The sequence below is a fragment of the Curtobacterium sp. MCLR17_059 genome (assembly GCF_003234665.1).
Lineage (GTDB): Bacteria > Actinomycetota > Actinomycetes > Actinomycetales > Microbacteriaceae > Curtobacterium > Curtobacterium flaccumfaciens.
This window is the reverse complement of record NZ_QKSU01000013.1, coordinates 1-22,278: the sequence shown is the minus strand read 5'-3', so window position 1 is coordinate 22,278 and position 22,278 is coordinate 1. Positions and strand designations below refer to the sequence as shown.

Annotated in this window: 21 protein-coding genes and 1 tRNA gene; 10 read left to right on the top strand and 12 right to left on the bottom strand. The window is 71.1% G+C overall.

The window, feature by feature from the left end; genetic code table 11:
• Window positions 1-123 precede the first annotated feature (123 nt).
• Window positions 124-1,560: an MATE family efflux transporter gene (locus tag DEJ12_RS15580; RefSeq protein ID WP_111030685.1), complete on the top strand. Its 1,437-nt coding sequence runs from the start codon at window positions 124-126 to the stop codon at window positions 1,558-1,560.
• Window positions 1,561-1,750: 190 nt separating this feature from the next.
• On the opposite strand, the gene DEJ12_RS15575 is transcribed toward DEJ12_RS15580, so the two are convergent.
• Together DEJ12_RS15575 and DEJ12_RS18135 are read right to left on the bottom strand one after the other, a co-directional pair.
• Window positions 1,751-2,350 (bottom strand): copper resistance CopC family protein, encoded by a 600-nt coding sequence (locus DEJ12_RS15575; RefSeq protein WP_111030684.1) that lies wholly within the window; start codon window positions 2,348-2,350, stop codon window positions 1,751-1,753.
• A 41-nt stretch (window positions 2,351-2,391) separates the two neighbouring features.
• Window positions 2,392-2,559 carry a hypothetical protein gene (locus DEJ12_RS18135; RefSeq protein ID WP_155896891.1) on the bottom strand — a complete coding sequence of 56 codons (168 nt, stop codon included), beginning with the start codon at window positions 2,557-2,559 and terminating at the stop codon, window positions 2,392-2,394.
• Between the two features lie 222 nt (window positions 2,560-2,781).
• Here DEJ12_RS18135 and DEJ12_RS15570 point away from each other — a divergent pair, with 222 nt between their 5' ends.
• On the top strand, window positions 2,782-3,495 hold the full coding sequence (locus DEJ12_RS15570) for an alpha/beta hydrolase (RefSeq protein WP_111030683.1): 714 nt from the start codon (window positions 2,782-2,784) through the stop codon (window positions 3,493-3,495).
• A gap of 91 nt (window positions 3,496-3,586) precedes the next feature.
• Here DEJ12_RS15570 and argG read toward each other — a convergent pair whose 3' ends face one another.
• On the bottom strand, window positions 3,587-5,029 hold the full coding sequence (gene argG, locus DEJ12_RS15565; RefSeq protein WP_111030682.1) for an argininosuccinate synthase: 1,443 nt from the start codon (window positions 5,027-5,029) through the stop codon (window positions 3,587-3,589).
• 104 nt (window positions 5,030-5,133) lie between these two features.
• Here argG and DEJ12_RS15560 point away from each other — a divergent pair, with 104 nt between their 5' ends.
• Window positions 5,134-5,586, top strand: coding sequence for an HTH domain-containing protein (locus tag DEJ12_RS15560; RefSeq protein WP_111030681.1), 453 nt, complete (start codon window positions 5,134-5,136; stop codon window positions 5,584-5,586).
• A gap of 72 nt (window positions 5,587-5,658) precedes the next feature.
• On the opposite strand, the gene DEJ12_RS15555 is transcribed toward DEJ12_RS15560, so the two are convergent.
• Window positions 5,659-5,733, bottom strand: a tRNA-Arg gene (locus DEJ12_RS15555).
• 13 nt (window positions 5,734-5,746) lie between these two features.
• Window positions 5,747-6,850, bottom strand: a complete 1,104-nt coding sequence (locus DEJ12_RS15550; protein WP_111030680.1) for an epoxide hydrolase family protein — start codon at window positions 6,848-6,850, stop codon at window positions 5,747-5,749.
• Between the two features lie 216 nt (window positions 6,851-7,066).
• On the opposite strand from DEJ12_RS15550, the gene DEJ12_RS15545 reads away from it, so the two are divergent.
• Window positions 7,067-7,756: an HAD family hydrolase gene (locus DEJ12_RS15545; RefSeq protein WP_111030679.1), complete on the top strand. Its 690-nt coding sequence runs from the start codon at window positions 7,067-7,069 to the stop codon at window positions 7,754-7,756.
• Between the two features lie 90 nt (window positions 7,757-7,846).
• Here the strand turns inward: DEJ12_RS15545 and DEJ12_RS15540 are convergent, their stop codons facing one another.
• The 4 genes from DEJ12_RS15540 to DEJ12_RS15525 all read right to left on the bottom strand — a co-directional run bounded on the left by DEJ12_RS15540 (window position 7,847) and on the right by DEJ12_RS15525 (window position 11,998).
• Window positions 7,847-8,992 (bottom strand): TIGR03364 family FAD-dependent oxidoreductase, encoded by a 1,146-nt coding sequence (locus DEJ12_RS15540; protein ID WP_111030678.1) that lies wholly within the window; start codon window positions 8,990-8,992, stop codon window positions 7,847-7,849.
• Between the two features lie 248 nt (window positions 8,993-9,240).
• The gene (locus tag DEJ12_RS15535; RefSeq protein WP_027466591.1) at window positions 9,241-9,735 is read right to left on the bottom strand and encodes an HNH endonuclease; all 495 of its coding nucleotides are present in this window, start codon (window positions 9,733-9,735) and stop codon (window positions 9,241-9,243) included.
• A 353-nt stretch (window positions 9,736-10,088) separates the two neighbouring features.
• The gene (locus DEJ12_RS18315; RefSeq protein WP_111030677.1) at window positions 10,089-11,060 is read right to left on the bottom strand and encodes a C40 family peptidase; all 972 of its coding nucleotides are present in this window, start codon (window positions 11,058-11,060) and stop codon (window positions 10,089-10,091) included.
• 242 nt (window positions 11,061-11,302) lie between these two features.
• Window positions 11,303-11,998 (bottom strand): metal-dependent transcriptional regulator, encoded by a 696-nt coding sequence (locus DEJ12_RS15525; protein WP_071404062.1) that lies wholly within the window; start codon window positions 11,996-11,998, stop codon window positions 11,303-11,305.
• Window positions 11,999-12,182: 184 nt separating this feature from the next.
• On the opposite strand from DEJ12_RS15525, the gene serC reads away from it, so the two are divergent.
• Complete coding sequence (gene serC / locus DEJ12_RS15520; RefSeq protein WP_111030676.1) at window positions 12,183-13,298, top strand: phosphoserine transaminase; 1,116 nt, start codon at window positions 12,183-12,185, stop codon at window positions 13,296-13,298.
• 82 nt (window positions 13,299-13,380) lie between these two features.
• Here serC and DEJ12_RS15515 read toward each other — a convergent pair whose 3' ends face one another.
• Both DEJ12_RS15515 and DEJ12_RS15510 read right to left on the bottom strand, forming a co-directional pair.
• Window positions 13,381-14,121, bottom strand: a complete 741-nt coding sequence (locus DEJ12_RS15515; RefSeq protein WP_111030675.1) for a DUF3027 domain-containing protein — start codon at window positions 14,119-14,121, stop codon at window positions 13,381-13,383.
• Between the two features lie 4 nt (window positions 14,122-14,125).
• Window positions 14,126-14,503: a cold-shock protein gene (locus tag DEJ12_RS15510; RefSeq protein ID WP_017888041.1), complete on the bottom strand. Its 378-nt coding sequence runs from the start codon at window positions 14,501-14,503 to the stop codon at window positions 14,126-14,128.
• 55 nt (window positions 14,504-14,558) lie between these two features.
• Here DEJ12_RS15510 and DEJ12_RS15505 point away from each other — a divergent pair, with 55 nt between their 5' ends.
• From DEJ12_RS15505 to DEJ12_RS15485, 5 genes are all read left to right on the top strand, one after another.
• Window positions 14,559-14,858, top strand: coding sequence for a hypothetical protein (locus DEJ12_RS15505; protein ID WP_128780559.1), 300 nt, complete (start codon window positions 14,559-14,561; stop codon window positions 14,856-14,858).
• Between the two features lie 29 nt (window positions 14,859-14,887).
• Window positions 14,888-16,654 carry a helicase-associated domain-containing protein gene (locus tag DEJ12_RS15500; RefSeq protein ID WP_111030674.1) on the top strand — a complete coding sequence of 589 codons (1,767 nt, stop codon included), beginning with the start codon at window positions 14,888-14,890 and terminating at the stop codon, window positions 16,652-16,654.
• A 48-nt stretch (window positions 16,655-16,702) separates the two neighbouring features.
• A complete protein-coding gene (locus DEJ12_RS15495) occupies window positions 16,703-18,400 on the top strand; it encodes a DNA repair helicase XPB (RefSeq protein WP_111030673.1) in 1,698 nt (565 codons plus the stop codon).
• A gap of 51 nt (window positions 18,401-18,451) precedes the next feature.
• Window positions 18,452-19,147: a response regulator transcription factor gene (locus tag DEJ12_RS15490; protein WP_017888045.1), complete on the top strand. Its 696-nt coding sequence runs from the start codon at window positions 18,452-18,454 to the stop codon at window positions 19,145-19,147.
• Between the two features lie 79 nt (window positions 19,148-19,226).
• Window positions 19,227-20,924, top strand: coding sequence for a cell wall metabolism sensor histidine kinase WalK (locus DEJ12_RS15485; protein WP_111030672.1), 1,698 nt, complete (start codon window positions 19,227-19,229; stop codon window positions 20,922-20,924).
• Between the two features lie 195 nt (window positions 20,925-21,119).
• Here the strand turns inward: DEJ12_RS15485 and DEJ12_RS15480 are convergent, their stop codons facing one another.
• Window positions 21,120-22,016, bottom strand: a complete 897-nt coding sequence (locus tag DEJ12_RS15480; RefSeq protein ID WP_146245076.1) for a hypothetical protein — start codon at window positions 22,014-22,016, stop codon at window positions 21,120-21,122.
• Window positions 22,017-22,278 lie beyond the last annotated feature (262 nt).

The window sequence follows — 22,278 nt, the reverse complement described above, 5'->3', positions numbered from 1 at the left end:
CCGCGATCCCGCGCCTTCCCGACCCGCGACCCTGCGATCCCGCGACCCCACCGGTCGCGCGCTCCCCCCTGCCGTGCCGGCGTCCGTCGGCGCGCCCACCGTCATGCCCGGAAGGGAACCGTCATGTCCTCCACCACCACCACCACCACCGCTGCGGCGACGAACCGCTGGTACCTCTCCGCTGCCCCGATCGCCCGAGCCCTGGTGCACCTGTGCGTGCCGATGGCCGCCGCGATGGTCGTCAGCGCCCTGTACAACGTCATCAACGCGGGCTTCATCGGCGCCCAGCACGACACGTCCCTGCTCGCCGCGATCACCTTCGGCACGCCGCTGCTCGGCCTCGTGATGGCCGTGGGCGGGGTGTTCGGCGTCGGCGGCAGCGCGTTGATGTCCCGGCTGCTCGGCGCCTCGGAACACGATCCCGACAAGGCGCGGGACATCAAGCACGTCGCCTCGTTCGCCCTGTGGGGAGCCGTCGTGACCGGCGCCGTGCTCGGCGTCGTCGGACTCCTGCTGCTCCGCCCGCTCGTCGCCGTCCTCGGTGCCGACGCGGCAGCGGTCCCCGCCACGAGCGAGTACGTCGCCGTGATGCTCGCGTTCGTCCCCGTCCTCGCCGCGTCCTTCGCGCTCGAGCAGATCGTCCGCTCGGAGGGCGCCGCGAGGCAGGCGATGATCGGCCTGGTCCTGTCCACGGTCGGCAACCTGGTGTTCGACGTCCTGTTCATCCTGGGGCTGCACTGGGGTGTCGGCGGCGCCGCACTCGCGGTGGGCCTGGCCAACGTGGTCTCGATCGCCTACTGGGTGACCTGGCTGCAGCGGAACAGCGAGAACGTCAGCTTCGCGCCGAAGTGGTTCACCCTGCGGGCGGACATCCTGAAGCCCGTGTTCGGCATCGGCGTCGGCGAGCTGCTGCAGTCCGCGTTCCTCATCGTCACCACACTCGTCCTCAACAACCTCGCCGCCGCCTACGGTGACGACCCGCTGGCGGCGATGGGCGTCGCGGTCCGCATCGCCCAGGTGCCGGAGTTCCTGGTGATGGGCGTGACCATCGGCGTGCTGCCGCTGCTCGCCTACGCGTTCGGAGCGGGTGACGCAGCTCGACTCCGTTCCGGCCTGCGCGCCGCGGCCCTGACCGTCGGCGGCATCGTGCTCGTCTTCTCCGGCACCGTGTTCGTGTTCCGCGAGCAGGTCTTCACGATCTTCTCCGGTGACCACTCGGTGCTCGCGATCGGCATGACGATCCTGACGGCACAGCTCGTCGCCGCCGTCGTCAACGGGTTCACGGGGCTGCTCACCTCGCTGTTCCAGGCGACCGGGATGGTCATGCCCGCGATGGTGCTGTCGATGGCGCAGGGCGTGCTGTTCATCCCGATCGTGATCGCCGGCAACGTGTGGTTCGGGCTCGCCGGGATCATCTGGGCACTCACCGTCACCGAGGGCATCGTGTTCGTCGCCGCGGTCGTCCTCTGGCTGGCCACGCGGGGCCGCATCGCCCGAGGCCTGGCCGAGGGCAGCGCGGCACGCGCCGACGCCGCGCTGGAGGCCGCCCCCGTGGCGTGAGGCGCGTCGCCCCCGGCGTCACGCACCACGTGCGGACGGGAGGCCCGGTGCCGGTCCGGCACCGGGCCTCCCGTCCGTCGCGTGGTCGCGTTCCGTGCGTCGCGTGCGCTTGGTGAGCAGGAACGGTCGGGTGCGCGCGTGGGACCCGACCATTCCTGCTCACGAAGCGCGCGTCGCGGCGCCGCGCGCGCTACGCGCTGCGGCCGCGCCGCAGCAGCAGCACGACGACCGCGCCGGCCACCAGGACGGCTCCGGCGCCGAGGCCGATCCACACGCCCGGCGCGATGCCCGGCGACGAGGACGGAGCACCGTCCGAGGCTCCGGTGGCCGTCGCGGTGGCACTCGACGTCGGAGCGGTGCTCGCCGTCCGGGTCGGGGTGACGCTCGCGCTCGGAGTCGACACGGGCGCTGCGGCCCGGTACTCGAACGCGAGCGTGCCCTCGATCGGGTGGCCGTCCGGCGACACGTACCGCCAGAGCACCGTGTAGCGGCCCTGGTCGAGGTCGACCGCGCGGCGCATGGTCGTTCCGGAGACCGTCACGTCACCCGTGGCGACGTCGGCACCGGAGGCATCCGTCACCTGGATCCGGAGTCCGGCGTCGAGGCCGGCGAGCGGCGCTTCCGAGAAGGTCAGGTCGACGGATTCGAGCGGTTCGGTGACGACCGCCCCGTCCGCCGGGGTAGTGCTGGTGAGGGCCGAGTGGGCCGACGCGGGTTGGACACCGACGAGCGTCAGCAGTCCCGCCGCGACGATCGCCAGTGCCGCCGCCGTGGTTCGGGCTGTGCGCATGCGCAGACTCTACCGACGGTGGAGCGGCAGCCCGCTGGGGGTCAGAGCTGCTCGCCGAGGAAGTCCGCGTAGGTGGGCTCGTAGCGCGCTTCGCTGACGCTGACGAGCTGGTGGCCGGTTCCTTCGAGGCGTTCGGCGACGAGGGCGGCGAGGTCTTCGGGCGAGCGGAGGCCGTGGCGGTGCCAGGCGTTCTGGATGGTGGCGGTCATGGCGACCAGCCCTTCGTCGAGATGATGCGCATCTCGGATCCGTCCGGGCCGACCCGCTGTGCCAGACCTCACAGATCGTGAGGAGCATCGTGACGACGAGTCCCTGATGACTGACCCGGTACCGCAACGATACGGTCGCGCCCGAGCGCCGTCGAGGCGGATGCGCTTCGCGGCTGACGGACGCGACGGACCGGCGCGGCGGGTGCGCTGTAGCGTCGGCCCATGGAGATCCTCTTCGTCCACGGCGCGCTCGTCCGCGACGGCGACTGGTGGTGGCAACCCACCGCCGACCTGTTGTTCGACCGCACCGGTGTCCGCAGTCGATCGGTGGCACTGCCGTCCTGCGGCGAGGGCCCGTCCGGGCGCCCCGAAGGCGGTCTCGTCGAGGACGCGGCAGCGCTCCGGGCCGCGCTCGACCGCAGCGACGGCGCGATCGTCGTCGGGCACTCGTACGGCGGCACGGTCATCGCCGAGGCCGGCCAGCACGATGCCGTCGAGCACCTGGTGTACGCGTCGTCCTACCTGCCCGAGGTCGGATCGGCCCAGGCCGGGATCATGTCGGACGAGCCCGATCCGGTGGCGATCGGTGATGCCGGGGACGGAGCCCTGGCAGTGGTCGGGTACGACGCCTCGTCGTTCGGCGCGCGGTTCCTGCAGGACGCCGACCCGGAGGTGCAGCGAGCTGCGTGGGACCGCGTCACCGCACAGTCCGCTGCCGCGTTCGTCACGCCGACCACCGCGGCGGGCTGGCAGGGAGTCGACTCCACCTACCTGGTCTGCACCGAGGACCGGAGCACCAGCGTCGGCCTCCAGCGAGCGCACGCGGCACGGGCGACGCGGAGCGTCGATGTCCCCAGCGGGCACCATCCCTTCATCACCCGGCCCGAGCTGGTCGTCGAGCAGCTCGAACTGCTGCTCGCGAGCACCGCGGCCTGAGACGTCGCGACGACGGACGGGAGGCCCGGTGCCAGCTGGCACCGGGCCTCCCGTCATCAGGGGGTCGCGCCCAGGGCGCGGGTCCGCTCGATCAGTCGGTGCCGGAGTCGAAGGCCGCGCCCTCGGAGGCGAGGTCCGTCCGACGACCCATCGCGTCCTCGGCGTCGGAGGCGACGATCGCGCCGCCGAGGATCTCCTCGGCCTCGCCCGCCTCGAGCTCGCCGACGAGCTCAGCCGTCGCGCCACCGATGAGACCGGCGGCGGCGTAATGCTCGAGCCGCGAGCGGGAGTCCGCGATGTCGAGGTTGCGCATGGTGAGCTGGCCGATGCGGTCGTCTGGGCCGAAGGCGGCGTCGCCGACGCGCTCCATCGACAGCTTGTCCGGGTGGTACGACAGCGCGGGGCCCGTGGTGTCGAGGATCGTGTAGTCGTCACCACGACGCAGGCGCAGCGTGACCTCGCCGGTGACGGCGGAGGCGACCCAGCGCTGCAGCGACTCGCGGAGCATGAGGGACTGCGGGTCGAGCCAGCGGCCCTCGTACATCAGGCGACCGAGACGGCGACCCTCGTTGTGGTACGAGGCGACCGTGTCCTCGTTGTGGATCGCGTTGAGCAGGCGCTCGTAGGCGATGTGCAGCAGCGCCATGCCCGGAGCCTCGTAGATGCCACGGCTCTTGGCTTCGATGATGCGGTTCTCGATCTGGTCGGACGCACCCAGGCCGTGGCGGCCACCGATGGCGTTCGCCTCGTAGACCAGGGCCACCGCGTCCGTGTACTCGACGCCGTTGATCGCGACAGGGCGGCCGGCCTCGAACCGGACGCTGACGATCTCGGTCGCGACCTCGACGTCGTCACGCCAGGCGGCGACACCCATGATCGGCTCGACGATGTCCAGGCCGCTCGACAGCTCTTCGAGGCTCTTCGCCTCGTGCGTCGCGCCCCAGATGTTCGCGTCGGTCGAGTACGCCTTCTCGGTGGAGTCGCGGTACGGGAACCCCCGGGCGACGAGCCACTCGCTCATCTCCTTGCGGCCGCCGAGCTCCTCGACGAACTCGGAGTCGAGCCACGGCTTGTAGACGCGCAGACGCGGGTTGGCCATCAGGCCGTAGCGGTAGAACCGCTCGATGTCGTTGCCCTTGTAGGTGGAGCCGTCGCCCCAGATGTCGACGCCGTCTTCCTTCATCGCGCGGACGAGCATCGTGCCCGTCACCGCGCGGCCGAGCGGCGTCGTGTTGAAGTACGTCTTGCCGCCGGAGCGGATGTGGAACGCACCGGTCTGCAGGGCGACCAGGCCTTCTTCGACCAGGGCGCTCTTCGCGTCGACCAGTCGGGCGATCTCCGCGCCGTACTCGTGGGCGCGGCTCGGGACGGCGTCGATGTCCGGCTCGTCGTACTGGCCGATGTCGGCCGTGTACGTGCAGGGGATCGCTCCCTTCTCGCGCATCCAGGCAACGGCGCAGGAGGTGTCGAGACCCCCTGAGAACGCGATGCCGACTCGTTCGCCGACGGGGAGACTGCTCAGGACCTTGGACACGGGGTCAATCGTACGGGGCCAGCGGGCTCGACTACCGTCCGGGGCGACGGTTGTGGAGAACTGACCTGCCACCTGACCCGCCGTCACACCAGGAAGGGAACGAGATGACTGCCGAAGCCCTCGACGTCCGGGCGGAACTCCGCGCGCTGATCGAGCACCGTTCCGTCGCGCCCGACGCGATCGCCCAGATGACCAGGATCTCGGAGTCCACGCTCTCCGCGTACCTGGACGGCCCAGGGATCGAGCACCAGGGGCTGACCGCCCTCGGGACCGGGCTGACTCCCGACGAATCGCAGCGGCTCGCCGTCCTCGCAGCGATGCTGGCCGCAGCTCGGAGCGTGCCCGACGACGACCGTGTCCGGGGCATCCTCGAGGGGCTCACGCAGGTCTCCGGGCTGACGGTCGCGAACATCGCGTCGCTCACCGGGATCGCGGAGTCCGACCTCGACGCGTTCTCGATCGATCCGACCGGGGTGAACGATGCCGTGAAGTACACGATCGCGACCCGAATCTCGTTCCTCGTGAACGCCGTCAACCTCGCGACACCGAGGCACTGAGCGGCACCGAGACACTGAATCCTGCTGGTGCCCCTGGACGGCACTGCAGGGACTCGAACCCCTTCGACCTGCTGGTGCCCCTGGAGGGACTCGAACCCCCAACCGTTTCCTTAGGACGGAACTGCTCTTCCATTGAGCTACAGAGGCTGGCCCGACCACTCTAGCGGCGGAAGCCCTGCAGGAACGCGTGCAGTTCGTCGACGAACAGGTCGGGCTGCTCGAACGGCGCGAAGTGCCCGCCGCGGTCGAGTTCGTGGTGGAACACGAGGTTCGTGGTGCGCTCGAGCCACTCGCGCGGCGCCCGCACGATGTCGCCGGGGAAGATCGAGAACCCGGACGGCACCTCGACCCGTCGTTCCAGCTGCTCCGCCGGGATCGCCGCGTTCGCGTGGTACATCCGCATCGCTGAGCCGATCGTGGCGGTGGCCCAGTACTCGGTGAGGAGCGCCAGGACCTCGTCACGCGTGTAGACCGACCACAGGTCCCCGTCGCAGTCGCTCCACGCCCGGAGCTTCTCGACGATCCAGGCCGCGAGACCCGCGGGTGAGTCGTTCAGCCCGACGGCCGCGGTCTGCGGCTTCGTCCGGTGCAGCATCGCGTAGGCGCCCTCGGCGGTGCGCCACCGATCGATCGCGGCGACGAACTCCCGCTCGGCGGCGGACAACGTCGACGCATCCAGCCCCGGCCAGGCGAGCCCGCCGTCGATGCGGTGCACGGCGACGGCCCGGTCGGGGTGGTCGAGCGCCAGGTAGCGGGCGACGTGTGTTCCGATGTCGCCACCGGACACCGCGAACCGCTCGTACCCGAGGTCCGTCATCAGCGTCGCCCACATGCCGGCCACCTGCCGGGCGTCGAGCACCTGGGGCGGCGCATCCGAGAATCCGTAGCCGGGCATGTCCGGCACGACGACGTCGTACCCGGCGGCGACGAGCATCGGCAGCACCTTGCGGTACCGCCACCCGGAGTCCGGCCAGCCGTGCGCGAGCAGGACCGGCAGGGCGTCGGGCTGCGGCGCGCGGGCGTGCAGGACGTGGATGCCGATGCCGTCCACGTCGACACGGCGCGAGGGCAGCGCGGCGAGCTCGGCGCGGTGCGCGTCGAAGTCGAACCCGTCAGCCCAGTACTCGACGAGCGGGCGCAGGACGTCGAGGTCCACGCCGAGCGACCAGCCGACCCCGGCGGGTGCGTCCGGCCAGCGCGTGGCGCGCAGCCGCGCGCGCAGGTCGTCGATGGTCGCGTCGTCGATGTGCGGTGTCTCGCCCATGCGGCCGACGCTACTCAGCGCCACCGACGCAGATCGGCGAGCGCGGACTGGAGCCGCTCCCCCTGGCGGACCGACTGCATGTCCGCACAGGCCGTGACGAGCCTCCCGGCGGCGTTCACCTGGCGGACACCCGCGCATCCTCTGCCCGCAACGGGGTGCGTCGACGCTGGTCGGACCGCGCCGGTCCCGGCGCGACGGCACGTACCCAGGAGTCCCATGATCTCGCTCGTCTGCCTCGACATGGCAGGAACCACCGTCGACGACGGCGGCGTCGTCCTCGACGCCTTCCGCACCGCGCTCACCGACGTCGGCCTGGAGCGCGGCAGCACCGAGCACGACCGCGCCGTGCAGTACGCGGTCGACACCATGGGCCAGTCGAAGATCGCCGTGTTCACGGCGCTGTTCGACGGTGACGGTGTCCGCGCCGAGGCGGCCAACACCGCCTTCGAACGCGCCTACGCACGAACCCTCGACCGCGGCGTGCGGCCGGTGGACGGCGCCGTCGAGACGCTCGTCGCCCTCCGCGCAGCGGGGCGACGGATCGCGCTGACCACCGGGTTCTCGCCGGCGACGCGCGACGCGGTGCTCGACCAGCTCGGCTGGCGGCCGCTGGTCGACCTCGCGCTCTCGCCCGCCGACGCCGGGCGCGGGCGCCCGTACCCGGACATGGTGCTCGCCGCCGTGCTCCGGACCGGCACCGACGACGTCCGTGACGTGGCAGTCGTCGGGGACACCGTCGCCGACCTGCTCACGGGACACCGCGCCGGCGCCTCCGTCGTGGCGGGCGTGCGGACCGGCACGCATCAGGACGTGGACTTCGCGACGGTCGCGCACACCCACGTCCTCGACTCGGTCGCCGAGCTGCCGTCGGTGCTCGCCGAGGTCGACGACGCCGCCAGGGCGTGACGACCGCGTGACGACCTCACCGGTGCCGGAAGCCGCCGGGGTCGCACCGTTCGCCGGCGTGGTGGCAGGCTCCGCGACTGCCGGTCTCCCTCAGCCGAGGACCGTCGGCGCGATGCCGAGGCCGGTCGTCATGCCGATGCCCGTGGTGACCGTCACGACGTCGACCCCGGGGACCGGTCGGTCGATGAGGAACTCCCGCCCCGGCGCCGAGGCGTAGACGCCCTGCCACCGGTCGACCACGGAGACCGGCGCCCCGAACAGCCGCTCGGTCTCGGTGACGAGCAGCCGGAAGCCGTCCTCGTCCTGGAACGGTGGCGCGTCGACCCCGCGCTCGTGGGTGTCCCCGACGATGACGCTGCCGTCCGGCGGTGACGTGTACATCTGGTTGAGGTCCCAGCGGATCCCCTCGGGCAGGTCGGCGGTGAGCCGGTCCCGCAGGGCACCCGCTCCGGGCATCGCGGCGAACCCCGAGTAGCGCAGCAGCGACCATCCGGTCAGCAGCGGTGTGGCGAGCGGGAAGGCGAACGGGATCGTCGCACGCAGCATGTGGAGCCGGCAGCGGACCAGGCCGATCGACTCGGCGAGCTCCGGGAAGAGCTGGTCGAGGTCGTGGTTGGTGCAGACGACGATCCGGGTGCCCTCCACGACGCCGCGACCGGTGCGGACGGCGCCGGTGGTGACCTGGAGCGCGGGAGTGCGCCAGTGGAAGGTGACCCCCTGCCCGGCGAGCCAGCGCACGATCGCGGGTGCCGCCTCCCGGGGGTCGACCTGCAGGTCGTGCGCGAGGTGCGCGCCGCCGAGGGCCGAGCCGGGGTCGACCGGCACCGCCGCTGTGATCTCGGCCGCGTCGGCCAGCCGCAGGTCCGCGCCGGAGTCGCGGTACTCCTCGAGCACCGCCAGCTCCTCGGGACGACGGGCGACGACGTGGGCACCGCGTTCGCGGGCCGTGAACCCGGCGAGCTGTGCGAGTGCGAGCCAGCGGCGGCGTGCTTCCTGCGCGTACCCGGCCGCCTCGCCGGTCTGCGGGGTGACGCAGGCGTGGCCGAAGTTCCGGACGCTCGCCCCCACGACCGCGCCCGCACGATCGACCACCGCGACCCGGGCGCCCTGCAGGAGCGCCTCGTAGGCCATGCCGAGCCCGACGATGCCCGCGCCGACCACGACGACGTCGTACCGTTCGGTCAGCGGCTGGTGGTCCGTCTCAGTGTCGAGTGCGGTGCGTGCGGAGCGGGGCATGAAGACCTTTCGGGCGGCGCGGAATGCCGGTCCGGTGCGGATGCCGCAACTGTCGCAGGTCAGCGGTGGGGCGGGGTTCCGTCCCGGTGCACGCGGCGTGGACGGCGCGTGAACTCGGCGGGCACCTGTCCGGACAGGCGAGGACGCCCGCGGCGGTGCCGGGAGTCGCGGTGCGACCGTCGGACTGGAGGCCCGTGGCGGCGTCGCCACGGGCCTCCAGTCCGTCTCCTGGTGCTTAGCGACAGCCGCTACGCGGCCACGAGGTACTCGTCCCACTCCGCCTGCGGACGCTCGATGCCACGCACGACCCACGAGGACCCGTGCGGCACCTTCGGCGGGAACCGGAGGCGCCACCCCATCTCCTGCGGGGTGCGGTCGCCCTTGGTGTTGTTGCAGGCCAGGCAGCAGGCGACGAGGTTCTCCCACGAGTCCTGCCCACCGCGCGACCGCGGCTGCACGTGGTCGATGGTGGTGGCGTGCCGGCCGCAGTAGGCACAGTGGTTGCCGTCCCGACGCAGCACACCGCGACGGGACACCGGCACGAGCCTGGAGTGCGGGATGCGCACGTAGCGGGTGAGGATGATGACGGACGGACGGTCGTAGCTCGACGTCGACCCGGTGACCGGGTGTTCGACGTCGGCGGCGACGATGGCGGCCTTCTGGTTCATGACCAGCACGAGGGCTCGTCGGAACGAGATCACCGCGAGGGGCTCGTAACCGGCGTTGAGGACGAGAGTGCGCATGGGTTCCCTTCCGACGTGCCTGGACGGCTTCCAGGCGCTGCGGGTGCGTCGGACCGACGACGCGAACGGGTGAGGACGACCTGTTCACACCCCTGGAACCACGAAGAGCACCACCCGGATGGGCAGTGCTCTCGTCATGCAGGGGCGTGCTCGTGCACGCAGGCTGTGCTCGACCATATGTCGACGCGCGCGCGCCGACCCATGGTGCGGGTCGTGCGGAACATCGACATGAGGGTCTCCTGTTCGCGCCGGTGCGGACCGGTGCAGCGTCAGGTTAACCCAGAAACCGGCCCGGCACGAGGGTGTGCGGGCCGGTTCTGGAGAAGTTCACACTCCCCCGGGGGCAGTGTTCGCTAGATGCCGAAGCGGACGATGTGGTAGTCGCTGGTCCAGATCGGACGGATCTGCACGGTGCCGCCGGGCTTCGGGGCGTCCATGATCATGCCGTTCCCCATGTAGAAGCCGTCGTGCGCCTCGTTGTTGAAGATGACGACGTCGCCGGGCTGCGCCTCGGACTCGGGGATCGTCGTGCCGGCCTGGTCCTGCAGCGGCACCGAGTGCGCGAGGTTGATGCCGTACTGGGCGTACACGAACATGATGAAGCCGGAGCAGTCGAAGCCCGACGGGTCCGCGCCACCGAAGACGTACGGGGTGCCGATGTACTGCTTGCCCGTGGCGACCACGGCCGGCAGCGAGAACGGGGTGTCGGCGGCGGACGAGCTGGCCGCGTACTCGGCGGCGGTGGGCCCGGTGTACGAGGAGTACTGCTTCGCGGTCGCGGCACGGGCGGTCTGGGTCTGCTCGGCCTGCTCTGCGGCTTCCTTGGCTGCGGCGGCCTGGTCGGCGGCGGCCTGCTTCGCGGCCTTCTCGGCGTCGAGCGTCGCGGTGGACGTCGCGCCGAAGCCGTCACGGCTCGTGTCGGCGAGCGCCACGGCGTCGGAGACCGACAGTTCCTGGCTCTGCGTGGCCCGGACCTGACGCTGGGCGTCGGCGGCGGCGGTCGAGTTGCTCGAGGTCGTCGCTGCGAAGGCCGGGGCGACCGCGACCGTGCCGAACATGCCGGCGGCCACGGTGAGGACGACCGGCGCGAGGAACTTGCGCTTGCGCGACGAGGAGCTGGCCTTCGCGGTGCTCGCGGCTGCCGCGGCCTGCGCGGCACGACGACCACCGGGCAGCGGGGCGGAGCGCACCGGCACGACCTTGCGGACCGGGCGGCCCTCGGTCTCGCGCACGGCCCGCCGGGTGAGCGGGGCGGTGGTGGCGTTCTCGGTGTTCGTCGGGTTCGCGGGCGTCTGGTCGTCCGCGGCGGTACCGGTCTGCGTCAAGAGGTGTGTCTCCAACGTCTCGTCATCACGCCGCCGTGGGTGTCCGGCGGTGTGCAACCCCATCCGTTCGTCATCGTTTCCGATCGAGGCAGGAGACGGGTTCGAGACGTCCTGCCACGGGTCTCCGGCTCAGGGGCAGCGCGGCGACTCGGACGAGTGTACGGAAGCGTCGTTACCGAGTCGAGACCAAACGCCCCGCAGGTAACGAAACGGTAAAGACTCTCAGGAACGACCAGGAACGGTCAGCCGCGTTCGATGTAGACGTGCTGCGCGACCTCGATCGGCAACTCGATGCCCGAGTCCTCACCCTCGACGCGGACCGCGACGTAGGCGCCAGCACGCTGCACGCTCGCCACGCGCCCGGGCATGACGCCGGCGGTGCGGAGCTGGTGCAGGAGTTCCGGTTCGAACTGCACGGGCTCGCCCAGGCGTCGGACGACCCCGGTCGTGACGGCGTCGGTGCCCTCGGTCGCGGCGACGATGTTCTGGACGCCGTCGAGGAACCCGGCGGCCGCGGGGCCACCGATCTCGGCCAACCCCGGGATCGGGTTGCCGTACGGCGACTCCGTCGGGTTGCCGAGCATCTCGAGCAGGCGGACCTCGACCTGCTCGCTCATGACGTGCTCCCACCGGCAGGCCTCGTCGTGCACGAAGGCCCAGTCGAGTCCGATGACGTCGGCCAGCAGGCGTTCGGCCAGACGGTGCTTGCGCATCACGTGCGTGGCGCGGGAACGACCCTCGTCGGTGAGCTCCAGGTGCCGGTCGCCGGAGACGACGACCAGGCCGTCGCGCTCCATGCGGGCGATGGTCTGCGAGACCGTCGGGCCCGAGTGTCCGAGGCGCTCGGAGATGCGCGCGCGCAGCGGCACGATCGCCTCTTCCTCGAGGTCGAGGATGGTGCGAAGGTACATCTCCGTGGTGTCGACGAGATCGGTCACGGTCCGCCTCTCATGTCTGGGCCCAGCGCCGACCACACTACTTGTTCGCACCGACGAACACCGACCGGCGCCCGGGTGCACGTGAGAAAGGGTCATCCGACGCGGTGGACGGGTGGGTCGGACCCTCCCCGTCCGGCCGGTACACGGGCTCGGGCAGGCGGATCGTCGTCGGTAGGATCGGTGCATGGCAGACATCGTCATCCCGGCCGAACTCCTCCCCACCGACGGTCGCTTCGGCTGTGGTCCGTCGAAGATCCGCGGCGCCCAGCTCGAGTCCCTCGTGACGCGCGGCGCCACGATCCTCGGCACGTCGCACCGCCAGAAGCCCGTGAAGGACCTGGTCGGCAGCGTCCGCTCCGGCCTCGCAGACCTGTTCCAGATCCCCGAGGGCTACGAGGTCGTCCTCGGCAACGGCGGCTCGACCGCGTTCTGGGACGCCGCCGCGTTCGGTCTCATCGAGCGCCGTGCCGAGAACCTGTCCTTCGGCGAGTTCGGGTCGAAGTTCGCCAAGGCCGCAGCGGCCCCGTGGCTCGAGGCTCCGCACGTCGTCGAGGCACCGGGTGGCTCCCTCGCCGCACTCGAGCCGGTGGAGGGCGTGGACGTCTACGCCTACCCACACAACGAGACCTCGACGGGCGTCATGGCCCCGGTCGTCCGCGCGACCGGTGACGCCGGCGCCCTCACCGTCGTCGACGCGACGAGCGCCGCCGGTGGTGCCCTGTTCGACGTCAGCGCCACCGACGTCTACTACTTCGCCCCGCAGAAGAACTTCGCCTCGGACGGCGGGCTCTGGCTCGCGCTGCTCTCCCCCGCCGCGATCGAGCGGATCGAGCGGATCGCCGCCTCCGACCGGTACATCCCGGAGTTCCTGTCGCTCAAGAACGCCGTCGACAACTCGCGCCTGAACCAGACCCTGAACACCCCGGCGATCTCCACGCTGCTGCTCCTCGACGAGCAGGTGCGGTGGATGAACGAGTCCGGCGGCCTGGCGTGGGCCGACCTCCGCACGAAGACCTCGTCGTCGACGATCTACGACTGGGCCGAGGCCAGCGACTCCGCGACCCCGTTCGTCTCCGACCCCGCCGCTCGGTCCCAGGTCGTCGCCACGATCGACCTCGACGACTCGATCGACGCCAAGGCCGTGGCCACGACCCTGCGCGCGAACGGCATCGTCGACACCGAGCCGTACCGGAAGCTCGGCCGCAACCAGCTGCGCGTCGCGACGTTCACCGCGATCGACCCGGACGACGTCGCGAAGCTCGTGCGCGCGATCGACTTCACGATCGACGCCCTGCGCTGACGTCGGGGACACCCGCCGGAACGAGGACGGGCCCGGCACCACCGGATCGGTGGTGCCGGGCCCGTTCGTCGGTCCGGGTGGGTCAGGCGCGGTGGAAGCCCGGGTCGGCCTCGCCGGCGTCGAGCTGGTCGACCTCGAGATCGGCGTCGGGCTCGAACGGCTGGACGCGGCGGGCACGGCGGCGACGGGGCGGCTGCGGGGCCTCGTCCTCGGTGTCGGTGTCGGTGTTGCTGTCGGTGTCGCTCACATCGGCGAGCGCATCGACGTCCACACCCTCGATGTCGTCGTCGTCCGACTCGTCGAGGTCGTCCTCGTCGGCGTCGAACTCGTCGTCATCGTCGTCGTCCGACTCGTCGTCGTCCTCGTCGTCATCCGAGTCGTCGTAGTCGTCGTCCTCGTCCGAGTCCTCGTCGTCGTCCTCATCCGACTCGTCGTCGTAGTCCTCGTCGTCTGAGTCCTCGTCCGCCGCGTCCTCGCCCTCGTGCTCCTGCGCGGCCCGGTACTCCGCCAGTCGCTCGGACCACGGCACCCACTCGGGCGCGACGAGCGAGCCGTCCCCGGGCATCAGCTCGACCTCGAGCACGGTGGGTTCGTCGTCGCCGATCTTCGCAACGCTGACGGTCCAGCGCCACCCGGGGTACCCGGGCAGGCGGTTGGCGAACAGGACGGACACGACGCCGTCCCCTTCGTCCACGGTGCCGACGGGTGCGCCGACGGTCGACTCCGGGGTGACCTCGAGCAGCGCCTCGCGCGCCAGGTCGGTGTAGTCAGTCGACGCTGCGTCGGGAGCCGTCTCGGCCCCTGCTGTCTCGGACTCGGTCATGGGGTCACGCCTCCAACTGGTCTGCGACGTGCCGCAGGATGGCGGCGATGCGATCGCCGTTCTTCGGGTAGCGGCCGTGGCGGAGGTCTCCGCTGATCCGGTCGAGTTCCTTCACCAGGTCCTCGACGATCACGGCCATGTCGTCCGCGGAGCGACGGGTCATCCGCGACAGCGACGGCTGGGGCTCGAGCAGCCGCACGGACAACGCCTGCGACCCCTTCTTGCCCTGGACGACGCCGTACTCGAGCCGCGTGCCGGCCTTGACGGTCACGACGCCGTCGGGCAGCGAGGACGCGTGCAGGAACACCTGGTCGCCGTCGTCTCCGGTGATGAAGCCGAAGCCCTTGTCGTCGTCGTAGAACTTGACCTTGCCGGTGGGCATGCGTGGACTCCTCGAGGTCGTGGTACGGCCGTGGTGCGTCGGATATCCTGGGTCGATGGCCAAGCCGACCCGATCAACCGGGAACCCGCAGGACTCCGCAGAACCCCCGGTGACGTTCAATCGTACCGAACGCGCTCTGGCGTTCATGATCGGTGGGATCATCATCCTCGGCCTGCTCTGCTTCGTCGCGATGATCATCATGTGGCTCACCGCTCCCAGCGCCCAGGGTGCGATGCCGTGGCCGGTGGTCATGGCGATCCCGCTCTACGGCTTCCCGATCGCCATGGTGCTGGTCTTCACGCTCCTCGGCATCACCTGGACACGTCGCGCACGAGCGAACCGGACGGCTCGCTGACGTCCGCCCCCGGACGCTGGCACCGGACGATGACGACCACCGCCGACCTCGCCGCCCGACTCCGGGCGATGCCGGACGATGCGCTCGAGCGCCTCGTCGCGGCGAGGCGACTCCCCACCGCTGCACTCGCCGAGACCGGCCCGCAGCGCATCACCGACTTCTTCGACCTCGCCGAGGCGCTCCGCAGCGACGACGCCGTGGACGCCGCCGTCGAGCACCTGCCGCGCGCCACGATCCTGGCGCTGCGCGACGGCGGAGCCGTCGACGCGCTCGGCCCCGCGATCGAGCTCGGCCTCGCCGACGAGGACGGCGCCGTCGACGACGCGGTCGCCGCACGCGTGGCCGCCCACCCCGACCTCACCTCGCTCGACGAGCAGCCTGGAGGCCCGGAGCAGGTCCGCCCCGCTGCTCCCGCCCTCGACGCCGCGGCGCTCGAGCGCGCGCGCACCACCGGCGCGGAGCAGGCGTTCGCGACGATGACCGTGCTCGCCGAACTGCTGCGGGCGGTCGACGCCGGCGCGGTCCGCGAACTCGTCAAGGGCGGGATCGGCATGCCGCTCGCCCGCACCCTCGCCGAGCGCATCGGCACCGATGCCGAGCTCGTCGCCGGTCGCCTGGCGCTGCTCGACGGCATCGGGTTCGCCGACCCCGACACCGGGCGGTGGATCGTCACCGACCCCGGGCACGCGTGGTTGCTCGCGAGCTGGCCGGAGCGCTGGGTGTCGCTGGTGTCCGCGTGGTCGGACACGCTCCCGCCCGCCGTGCACCAGGTGCTCGAGCTGGCCGACGGGGACCTGCGCGACCTCGTGCCGCTCGGGCGCTGGGCGTACCCGGCGGGGTCCCGCTGGCTCGACGCCCTGCTGCTCGACGTCGCCGGCACCGCGGCGTCGCTCGGCCTGGCGGTCGACGGCATCGTGACGAGCACCGGCCGGGCGCTCCTCGACGGCGACGCCGAGCATGCCTCCGACGACCTGCCGGGCACCGTCGAGCGGGTCTACCTGCAGCACGACCTCACCGTCATCGCACCGGGGCCGCTCGCGCCGGTGGACGACGACGCCCTGCGCACCGTCGCCGTGCTCGAGGCACCGGGCCTCGCGGCGCGCTACCGCATCTCCGAGGACACCCTGCGTGCGGCGTTCCGGGCCGGACACTCCCGCGACGACCTGCTGTCCCTGCTCGGACGGCTGTCGGCGACCGGGATCCCGCAGCCCCTCGCCTACCTGATCGACCAGGTGGCCGGACGCGACGGCAGCATCGTCGTCGACCGGGGGCCGGGCGGAGTCGGGACCGAGGTCCGCGGCACCGCCGACCAGCTCGACCTCGTCGGGGTGGACGCCGAGCTCCGGCAGCTCGCGTGGGAGCGGCCCGACCTGACGACGCTGACCACTCGCTACCCACCGCACGTCGTGCACACCGCGCTCGAGGACCAGCGCTACCCGGCCGTCCTGACGACCGCAGCCCGCCCCGAGGCGCACCACGGGCCTCCCGGCCGGCGCAGCCCCACCGGACGCTCGCCGGAGCAGTCGGCGCACGCACTCGTCGAACGGCTCCGTCTGACGACGCAGCGCGGCGACGCGGAGCCGGAGCAGGAGTGGCTCGGTCGGCAGATCGACCTGGCCGTGCGCGGACGCACGCCGATCCGTGTGACCGTCCGGATGCCGGACGGCTCGGAGCGGCCGTTCTCGATCGTGCCGACCTCGGTCGCGGCCGGACGCGTCCGCGGGCGGGACACGGCCGTCGACGTCGAGCGCACCCTGCCGCTGTCCCTCGTGGTGTCGGTCGAGAGCGACGCCTGAGCCGCGCGGTCACCCGCACGCAGGTGCCGACGGCTAGGCTGGCAGGTCATGAACGGACCGCTGATCGTGCAGAGCGACCGCACCGTGCTCCTCGAGGTCGCGCACCCCGATGCCGAGGACGCACGCCACGAGCTCGCGGCCTTCGCCGAGCTCGAACGCGCTCCCGAGCACGTGCACACCTACCGGATCACCCGCCTCGGACTCTGGAACGCGCGCGCCGCGGGCCACGACGCCGAGGCGATGATCGACACCCTGGAACGCTTCGCGAAGTTCCCCGTGCCGCAGAGCGTCACGGTCGACATCCGCGACACGGTCTCGCGCTACGGACGGCTCGTGATCCGTCGCGAGGAACGACCCGACGCGCCCGTGATCGCGAACTCCCCCACCGAGGAACTCGAGCGGCTGCCGCTCCTGCTCCTCACCGCCGAGGACCCGTCGGTGCTGGCCGAGGTCATCCGGTCGAAGCGCATCAAGCCGTTGCTCGGTGACATGCGGTCCTCGACCGAGGTCGAGCTGCAGCCGTGGGCGCGGGGGCAGATCAAGCAGGAGCTCGTGAAGCTCGGCTGGCCGGCGGAGGACCTGGCGGGCTACACCCCGGGCCAGCCGCACCCGATCGACCTGGACACCGCCGAGTGGCACATGCGGCCGTACCAGGAGCAGGCCGTCGACACGTTCTTCGCCCAGGGCTCCGGCGTCGTCGTGCTGCCCTGCGGTGCGGGCAAGACGCTCGTCGGCGCGGGTGCGATGGCGACCGTCAAGGCGACCACGCTCATCCTCGTGACGAACACCGTCTCGGCGCGGCAGTGGCGCACCGAGCTCCTCAAGCGCACGACCCTGAAGCCGGAGGACATCGGCGAGTACTCGGGCAGCGTCAAGGAGATCCGGCCGGTCACGATCGCGACCTACCAGATCCTCACCGCCCGCCGGAAGGGCGAGTACACGCACCTGTCGCTCCTCGACGCCCTCGACTGGGGGCTCATCGTGTACGACGAGGTCCACCTGCTGCCCGCGCCGGTGTTCAAGCTGACCGCCGACCTGCAGGCCCGCCGACGCCTGGGCCTCACCGCGACGCTCGTGCGCGAGGACGGCCGCGAGGGCGACGTCTTCTCGCTCATCGGGCCGAAGCGGTACGACGCCCCGTGGAAGGAGATCGAGGCGCAGGGCTACATCTCGCCGGCCTCCTGCTACGAGGTCCGCATCGACCTGCCCCACCAGGACCGCCTGGAGTACGCGGCGTCGAGCGACGACGAGCGCTACCGGCTCGCCGCGACGTCCCCGGCAAAGACCCCGGTGGTGCGGGAACTCATCGAGAAGCACCACGGTGAGCAGATCCTGGTGATCGGGCAGTACATCGACCAGCTCGACGAACTGGCTGCGTCGCTCGACGCCGCGGAGATCACGGGGGCGACCCCGGTCGACGAACGGGAGCGGCTGTACGACGCGTTCCGGTCCGGCGAGGTCGACGTGCTCGTCGTCTCGAAGGTCGCGAACTTCTCGATCGACCTGCCCGACGCGACCGTCGCCATCCAGGTCTCCGGCTCGTTCGGGTCCCGGCAGGAAGAGGCGCAGCGGCTCGGCCGGCTCCTCCGCCCGAACAAGGACGGCCTGCCCGCGTCGTTCTACACGCTCGTGGCCCGGGACACCGTCGACCAGGACTTCGCGCAGAACCGGCAGCGGTTCCTGGCGGAGCAGGGGTACTCGTACACGATCCTCGACGCCGACCAGGTCCAGACGCCCGTGGGCTGACGTACGAACCGCTCTCAGGAAACCCCGAGGGAACAGTCAGAAGATAAGACCATGAGCGATGGCCCCAAGATCCTGATCGTCGACGACGAGCCGAACATCCGCGACCTCCTGACGACCTCGTTGCGCTTCGCCGGCTTCGCCGTGCGTGCGGTGGGCAACGGAGCACAGGCGATCTCCGCCGTGCTGGAAGAAGAGCCGGACCTCATCATCCTCGACGTGATGCTGCCCGACATGAACGGCTTCGGTGTCACCAAGCGCCTGCGTTCCTCGGGCTACACCTCGCCGATCCTGTTCCTGACGGCGAAGGACGACACCGAGGACAAGATCACCGGCCTCACCGTCGGCGGCGACGACTACGTCACCAAGCCGTTCTCGCTCGACGAGATCGTCGCCCGCATCAAGGCCATCCTCCGTCGCACCATGAACGACGAGGAAGACGCGATCATCCGCGCCGGCGAGCTCACGATGGACCAGGACACGCACGAGGTCACGATCGGCGACGCGCAGATCGAGCTCTCGCCCACCGAGTTCAAGCTGCTCCGCTACCTGATGCTCAACCCGAACCGCGTGCTGTCGAAGGCGCAGATCCTCGACCACGTGTGGGAGTACGACTTCAACGGTGACGCGGGCATCGTCGAGAGCTACATCTCGTACCTGCGCCGCAAGCTCGACCAGTACTCCGCCGAGCCGATCATCCAGACCAAGCGCGGCTTCGGCTACATGCTGAAGGCGTCCAAGGCTTCGTAGGAGCAGGAGTCCCACGGGGCTCGACTTCACGGCGGTCGTCCGGTTTCACCGGGCGGCCGCTGTCTATCGTTGGGGCAGCATGCACACGCGAATGAACCACTGGTGGGACGGGATCTCCCTGCGCACCAAGATCACCGGGATCACGGTGCTGCTCGTCGCGCTCGGATTGCTCGTCGCCGGACTCGGCACGATGACCGTGCTGTCCACCTACCTCATGCAGCAGCTCGACAACACGGTCAAGCAGACGACCGAACAGCTCGAGGGCCAGAACATCAGTGACGGCGAGCAGTACTGCAAGCTGTCCGTGGTGGTGTCGCAGAGCGCCTACGTCGCCGCGTACGACGCCGACGGCGACCGGATCTGCCAGACGAAGGCGTCGAGCCGGCCCGACGTCCGCGAAGCCACCCTGGTCGAGGCATCGCAGGCGAACCAGCGCATCTCGCTCTACGACAGCCAGCACAACCACGAGTGGCGTGCGCAGATCATCCCGGCGTCGCTGCAGAACCAGTCCGACGGCACCACCGAGACCGGCTACGTGCTCATCGCGGTCTCCAGTGCCGGTACCGACGAGACGATCGGCAAGTTCACCGCGATCTTCCTCGGGTTCGGTGCCTCGGTCATCCTGCTCGGCGCCATGCTCACCCGGCTGCTCGTCACCGCGACCTTCGACCCGCTGCGCGACGTCGAGGACACCGCCGCACGGTTCGCCGCGGGTGACTTCAACCAGCGCCTCGAGGCCGACACCCCGAACACCGAGGTCGGCCGACTCAACCGCTCCCTCAACGTCATGCTCGAGCGGATCGACTCCGCGTTCGAGGACCGCGAGCGCACCATCGCCCAGATGCGCCGGTTCGTCGGGGACGCCTCGCACGAGCTCCGCACGCCGCTGGTGTCCCTGCGCGGGTACGCCGAGCTGTACCGGATGGGCGCCCTGCGCAAGGAAGAGGACGTCGCCCAGGCGATGGAGCGCATCGAGAAGGAAGCGCAGCGGATGGGCCTGCTCGTGCAGGACCTGCTGCAGCTCGCCCGCATCGACGAGTCGAAGCCGCTCGAGCTCGGCCCGGTCGACCTCGTCGCCATCGCCCGCGACTCGGCGCTCGACACGATGGCCTCCAACCCCGACCGCGAGATCCAGGTCCTCGTCGAGGACTCCCTCACCGGCGAGAGCGTGCCCCAGGCCGTCCGCCCGTCGGCGTCGTCGTCGTCCATCGGCTCTCCGGACTCCGGCGAAGCACCGCCCGTGTCGCCCACCTCGGCGAACACCACTGGGCCGATCGCGTTCTCGCGCCAGACCATCGCGCGCCTGCGGGCCCGTCGTACCCGCGCCATGAACATCGACGCCGGTGCCGCCCCGACGGACGAGACCACCCCGCTGCCCACGGTCGTGCTGCCGAAGCGCCCGCCGATCGTCCTGGCGGAGGAGAACAAGATCCGCCAGATCGTCACGAACCTGATGGGCAACGCCATGCGGTTCACGGCGAACGACGACCCGATCGAGATCGGCATCGGCGTGGACGACGAGCGCGGCATGGCACACCTCGACGTGATCGACCACGGTGAGGGCATCCCGCCGCAGCTGCGCGAGAAGATCTTCCAGCGCTTCTGGCGTGCGGACACCTCCCGCGCCCGGGACACCGGCGGTTCGGGCCTCGGGCTCGCCATCGTGTCCGGCATCGTCGCGGCGCACCACGGCTCCGTCGAGGTCTTCGACACCGAGGGCGGCGGCGCCACCTTCCGCGTCTGGCTCCCCCTGCTCCCCCGCGACTTCTCCGCCTGACCCGCGCGCGCCGTGCGGCCCGGGCGCTCGCGTCCCGCGGGCCGTGCGGTCACAACACCCCGTCCGACGCCGCCGAGCGGTCACGATCTGTCGTCTGCACGCCCGCTGACCGACAGTTCGTGACCGGCCGGCGCACAGCCGACGGCATGTCGTGACCGCCCGGCGAAGAGCTCTTCCGCGTGGTGATCACGGCCGTCACGCTGACCGCCGACGACTTCCGACCGCTCGGACCTCGAACGCCTGGCGGAGTCGCTCGAACAACACCGCGGGTCGGTGCGCGTCCGATGCGGTCGCGTGGATCACGAGCCAGTCGTTCACCACGAACCCGTTGTCCCGACGCTGATCGTGTCGGAAGGTGTCGCGCTCCCGGTGGTGATCGCCGTCGTACTCCAACGCGATGCCGAACTCCGGCCACGCCATGTCGACGCGGCCGAGGAACCGCCCCGCAGCATCGTGCACGTCGACGTTCAGCTCCGGCTCGGGGAACCCCGCATCGACCACGGCCAGACGGAGCCAGGTCTCCTGCGGCGACTCCGCCCCGGCCCGGACGAGGTCCAACGCGCGCCGAGCAGCGAGCGCGAAGCGTGTGCCGGGGCGGATCGACACACGGAGGTCGTCCGCCGTCGCCAGCCCGGCTGGTCCGACGAGGTGGTCCCCGATCGCGACCAGCGCGTCACGTGCGAGCACGCCGGCGCACTCGAACCACATCTGCGCGGGGACACTGACCGGGAACCCGCGGTGTTCGACGGTCCTCGGCCGGTCCAGCCGGTGCGCGACCACGCCGGGCCGACGCATCCGGCTCCCGTCCCTCGCGGTCGAGACGTGCAACGGGCCGACCGAGCGCACCGACTGCGGCAGTGGCGCACCCCAGATCGCGGCGGCGGTCGTGTGGCTGAAGAACTGGTCGGGACGCATGACCAGGGCGACGGCGTCGATGAAGTCCACCGAGTCGATCGGAGCACGCACACCGTGGACCGGGGCTGCCAGGTCGGCGCGTCTGAGTCGTTCCGGATCGATGCCGTGCCCCACCGCATCGGCCACGCGGAAGGTGGATCGGTCGAACGGAGCAGGGAGGCGACGGGCAGCTGGCATGCCGTCATGGTCGTTGCGGGGCACGTGAGCCGGCCACGCGCACTCGGGACCTGTGGAGAACGAGGTGAGCCGGGCCTCCTGTGCGGGAGAGAAGACCCAGGACACGCGCAAGCCGCACGCACGAGCCGGCCACGACTCCCCGCTCCTGCGCCGCCGGACGGTCACGAAGTGTCGACTGGAACGGGCACAACCGACGGTTCGTGACCGCTCGGCGAACCTGAGCGGGGTGTTGTGACCTCCCGACCCCGACCCCGACCCTGTC

What these genes read in the sequence shown, in the direction of transcription:
- DEJ12_RS15515 (WP_111030675.1), bottom strand. Translation starts at nt 14,121, where the DNA reads ATGACCGAGTCCGAGACAGCAGGGGCCGAGACGGCTCCCGACGCAGCG.
- DEJ12_RS15545 (WP_111030679.1), top strand. Translation starts at nt 7,067, where the DNA reads ATGATCTCGCTCGTCTGCCTCGACATGGCAGGAACCACCGTCGACGAC.
- serC (WP_111030676.1), top strand. Translation starts at nt 12,183, where the DNA reads ATGGCAGACATCGTCATCCCGGCCGAACTCCTCCCCACCGACGGTCGC.
- DEJ12_RS18135 (WP_155896891.1), bottom strand. Translation starts at nt 2,559, where the DNA reads ATGACCGCCACCATCCAGAACGCCTGGCACCGCCACGGCCTCCGCTCG.
- DEJ12_RS15560 (WP_111030681.1), top strand. Translation starts at nt 5,134, where the DNA reads ATGACTGCCGAAGCCCTCGACGTCCGGGCGGAACTCCGCGCGCTGATC.
- DEJ12_RS15550 (WP_111030680.1), bottom strand. Translation starts at nt 6,850, where the DNA reads ATGGGCGAGACACCGCACATCGACGACGCGACCATCGACGACCTGCGC.
- DEJ12_RS15510 (WP_017888041.1), bottom strand. Translation starts at nt 14,503, where the DNA reads ATGCCCACCGGCAAGGTCAAGTTCTACGACGACGACAAGGGCTTCGGC.
- DEJ12_RS15570 (WP_111030683.1), top strand. Translation starts at nt 2,782, where the DNA reads ATGGAGATCCTCTTCGTCCACGGCGCGCTCGTCCGCGACGGCGACTGG.
- DEJ12_RS15485 (WP_111030672.1), top strand. Translation starts at nt 19,227, where the DNA reads ATGCACACGCGAATGAACCACTGGTGGGACGGGATCTCCCTGCGCACC.
- DEJ12_RS15500 (WP_111030674.1), top strand. Translation starts at nt 14,888, where the DNA reads ATGACGACCACCGCCGACCTCGCCGCCCGACTCCGGGCGATGCCGGAC.
- DEJ12_RS15480 (WP_146245076.1), bottom strand. Translation starts at nt 22,016, where the DNA reads ATGCCAGCTGCCCGTCGCCTCCCTGCTCCGTTCGACCGATCCACCTTC.
- DEJ12_RS15540 (WP_111030678.1), bottom strand. Translation starts at nt 8,992, where the DNA reads ATGCCCCGCTCCGCACGCACCGCACTCGACACTGAGACGGACCACCAG.
- DEJ12_RS15505 (WP_128780559.1), top strand. Translation starts at nt 14,559, where the DNA reads ATGGCCAAGCCGACCCGATCAACCGGGAACCCGCAGGACTCCGCAGAA.
- DEJ12_RS15490 (WP_017888045.1), top strand. Translation starts at nt 18,452, where the DNA reads ATGAGCGATGGCCCCAAGATCCTGATCGTCGACGACGAGCCGAACATC.
- DEJ12_RS15495 (WP_111030673.1), top strand. Translation starts at nt 16,703, where the DNA reads ATGAACGGACCGCTGATCGTGCAGAGCGACCGCACCGTGCTCCTCGAG.
- DEJ12_RS15535 (WP_027466591.1), bottom strand. Translation starts at nt 9,735, where the DNA reads ATGCGCACTCTCGTCCTCAACGCCGGTTACGAGCCCCTCGCGGTGATC.
- DEJ12_RS15575 (WP_111030684.1), bottom strand. Translation starts at nt 2,350, where the DNA reads ATGCGCACAGCCCGAACCACGGCGGCGGCACTGGCGATCGTCGCGGCG.
- DEJ12_RS15580 (WP_111030685.1), top strand. Translation starts at nt 124, where the DNA reads ATGTCCTCCACCACCACCACCACCACCGCTGCGGCGACGAACCGCTGG.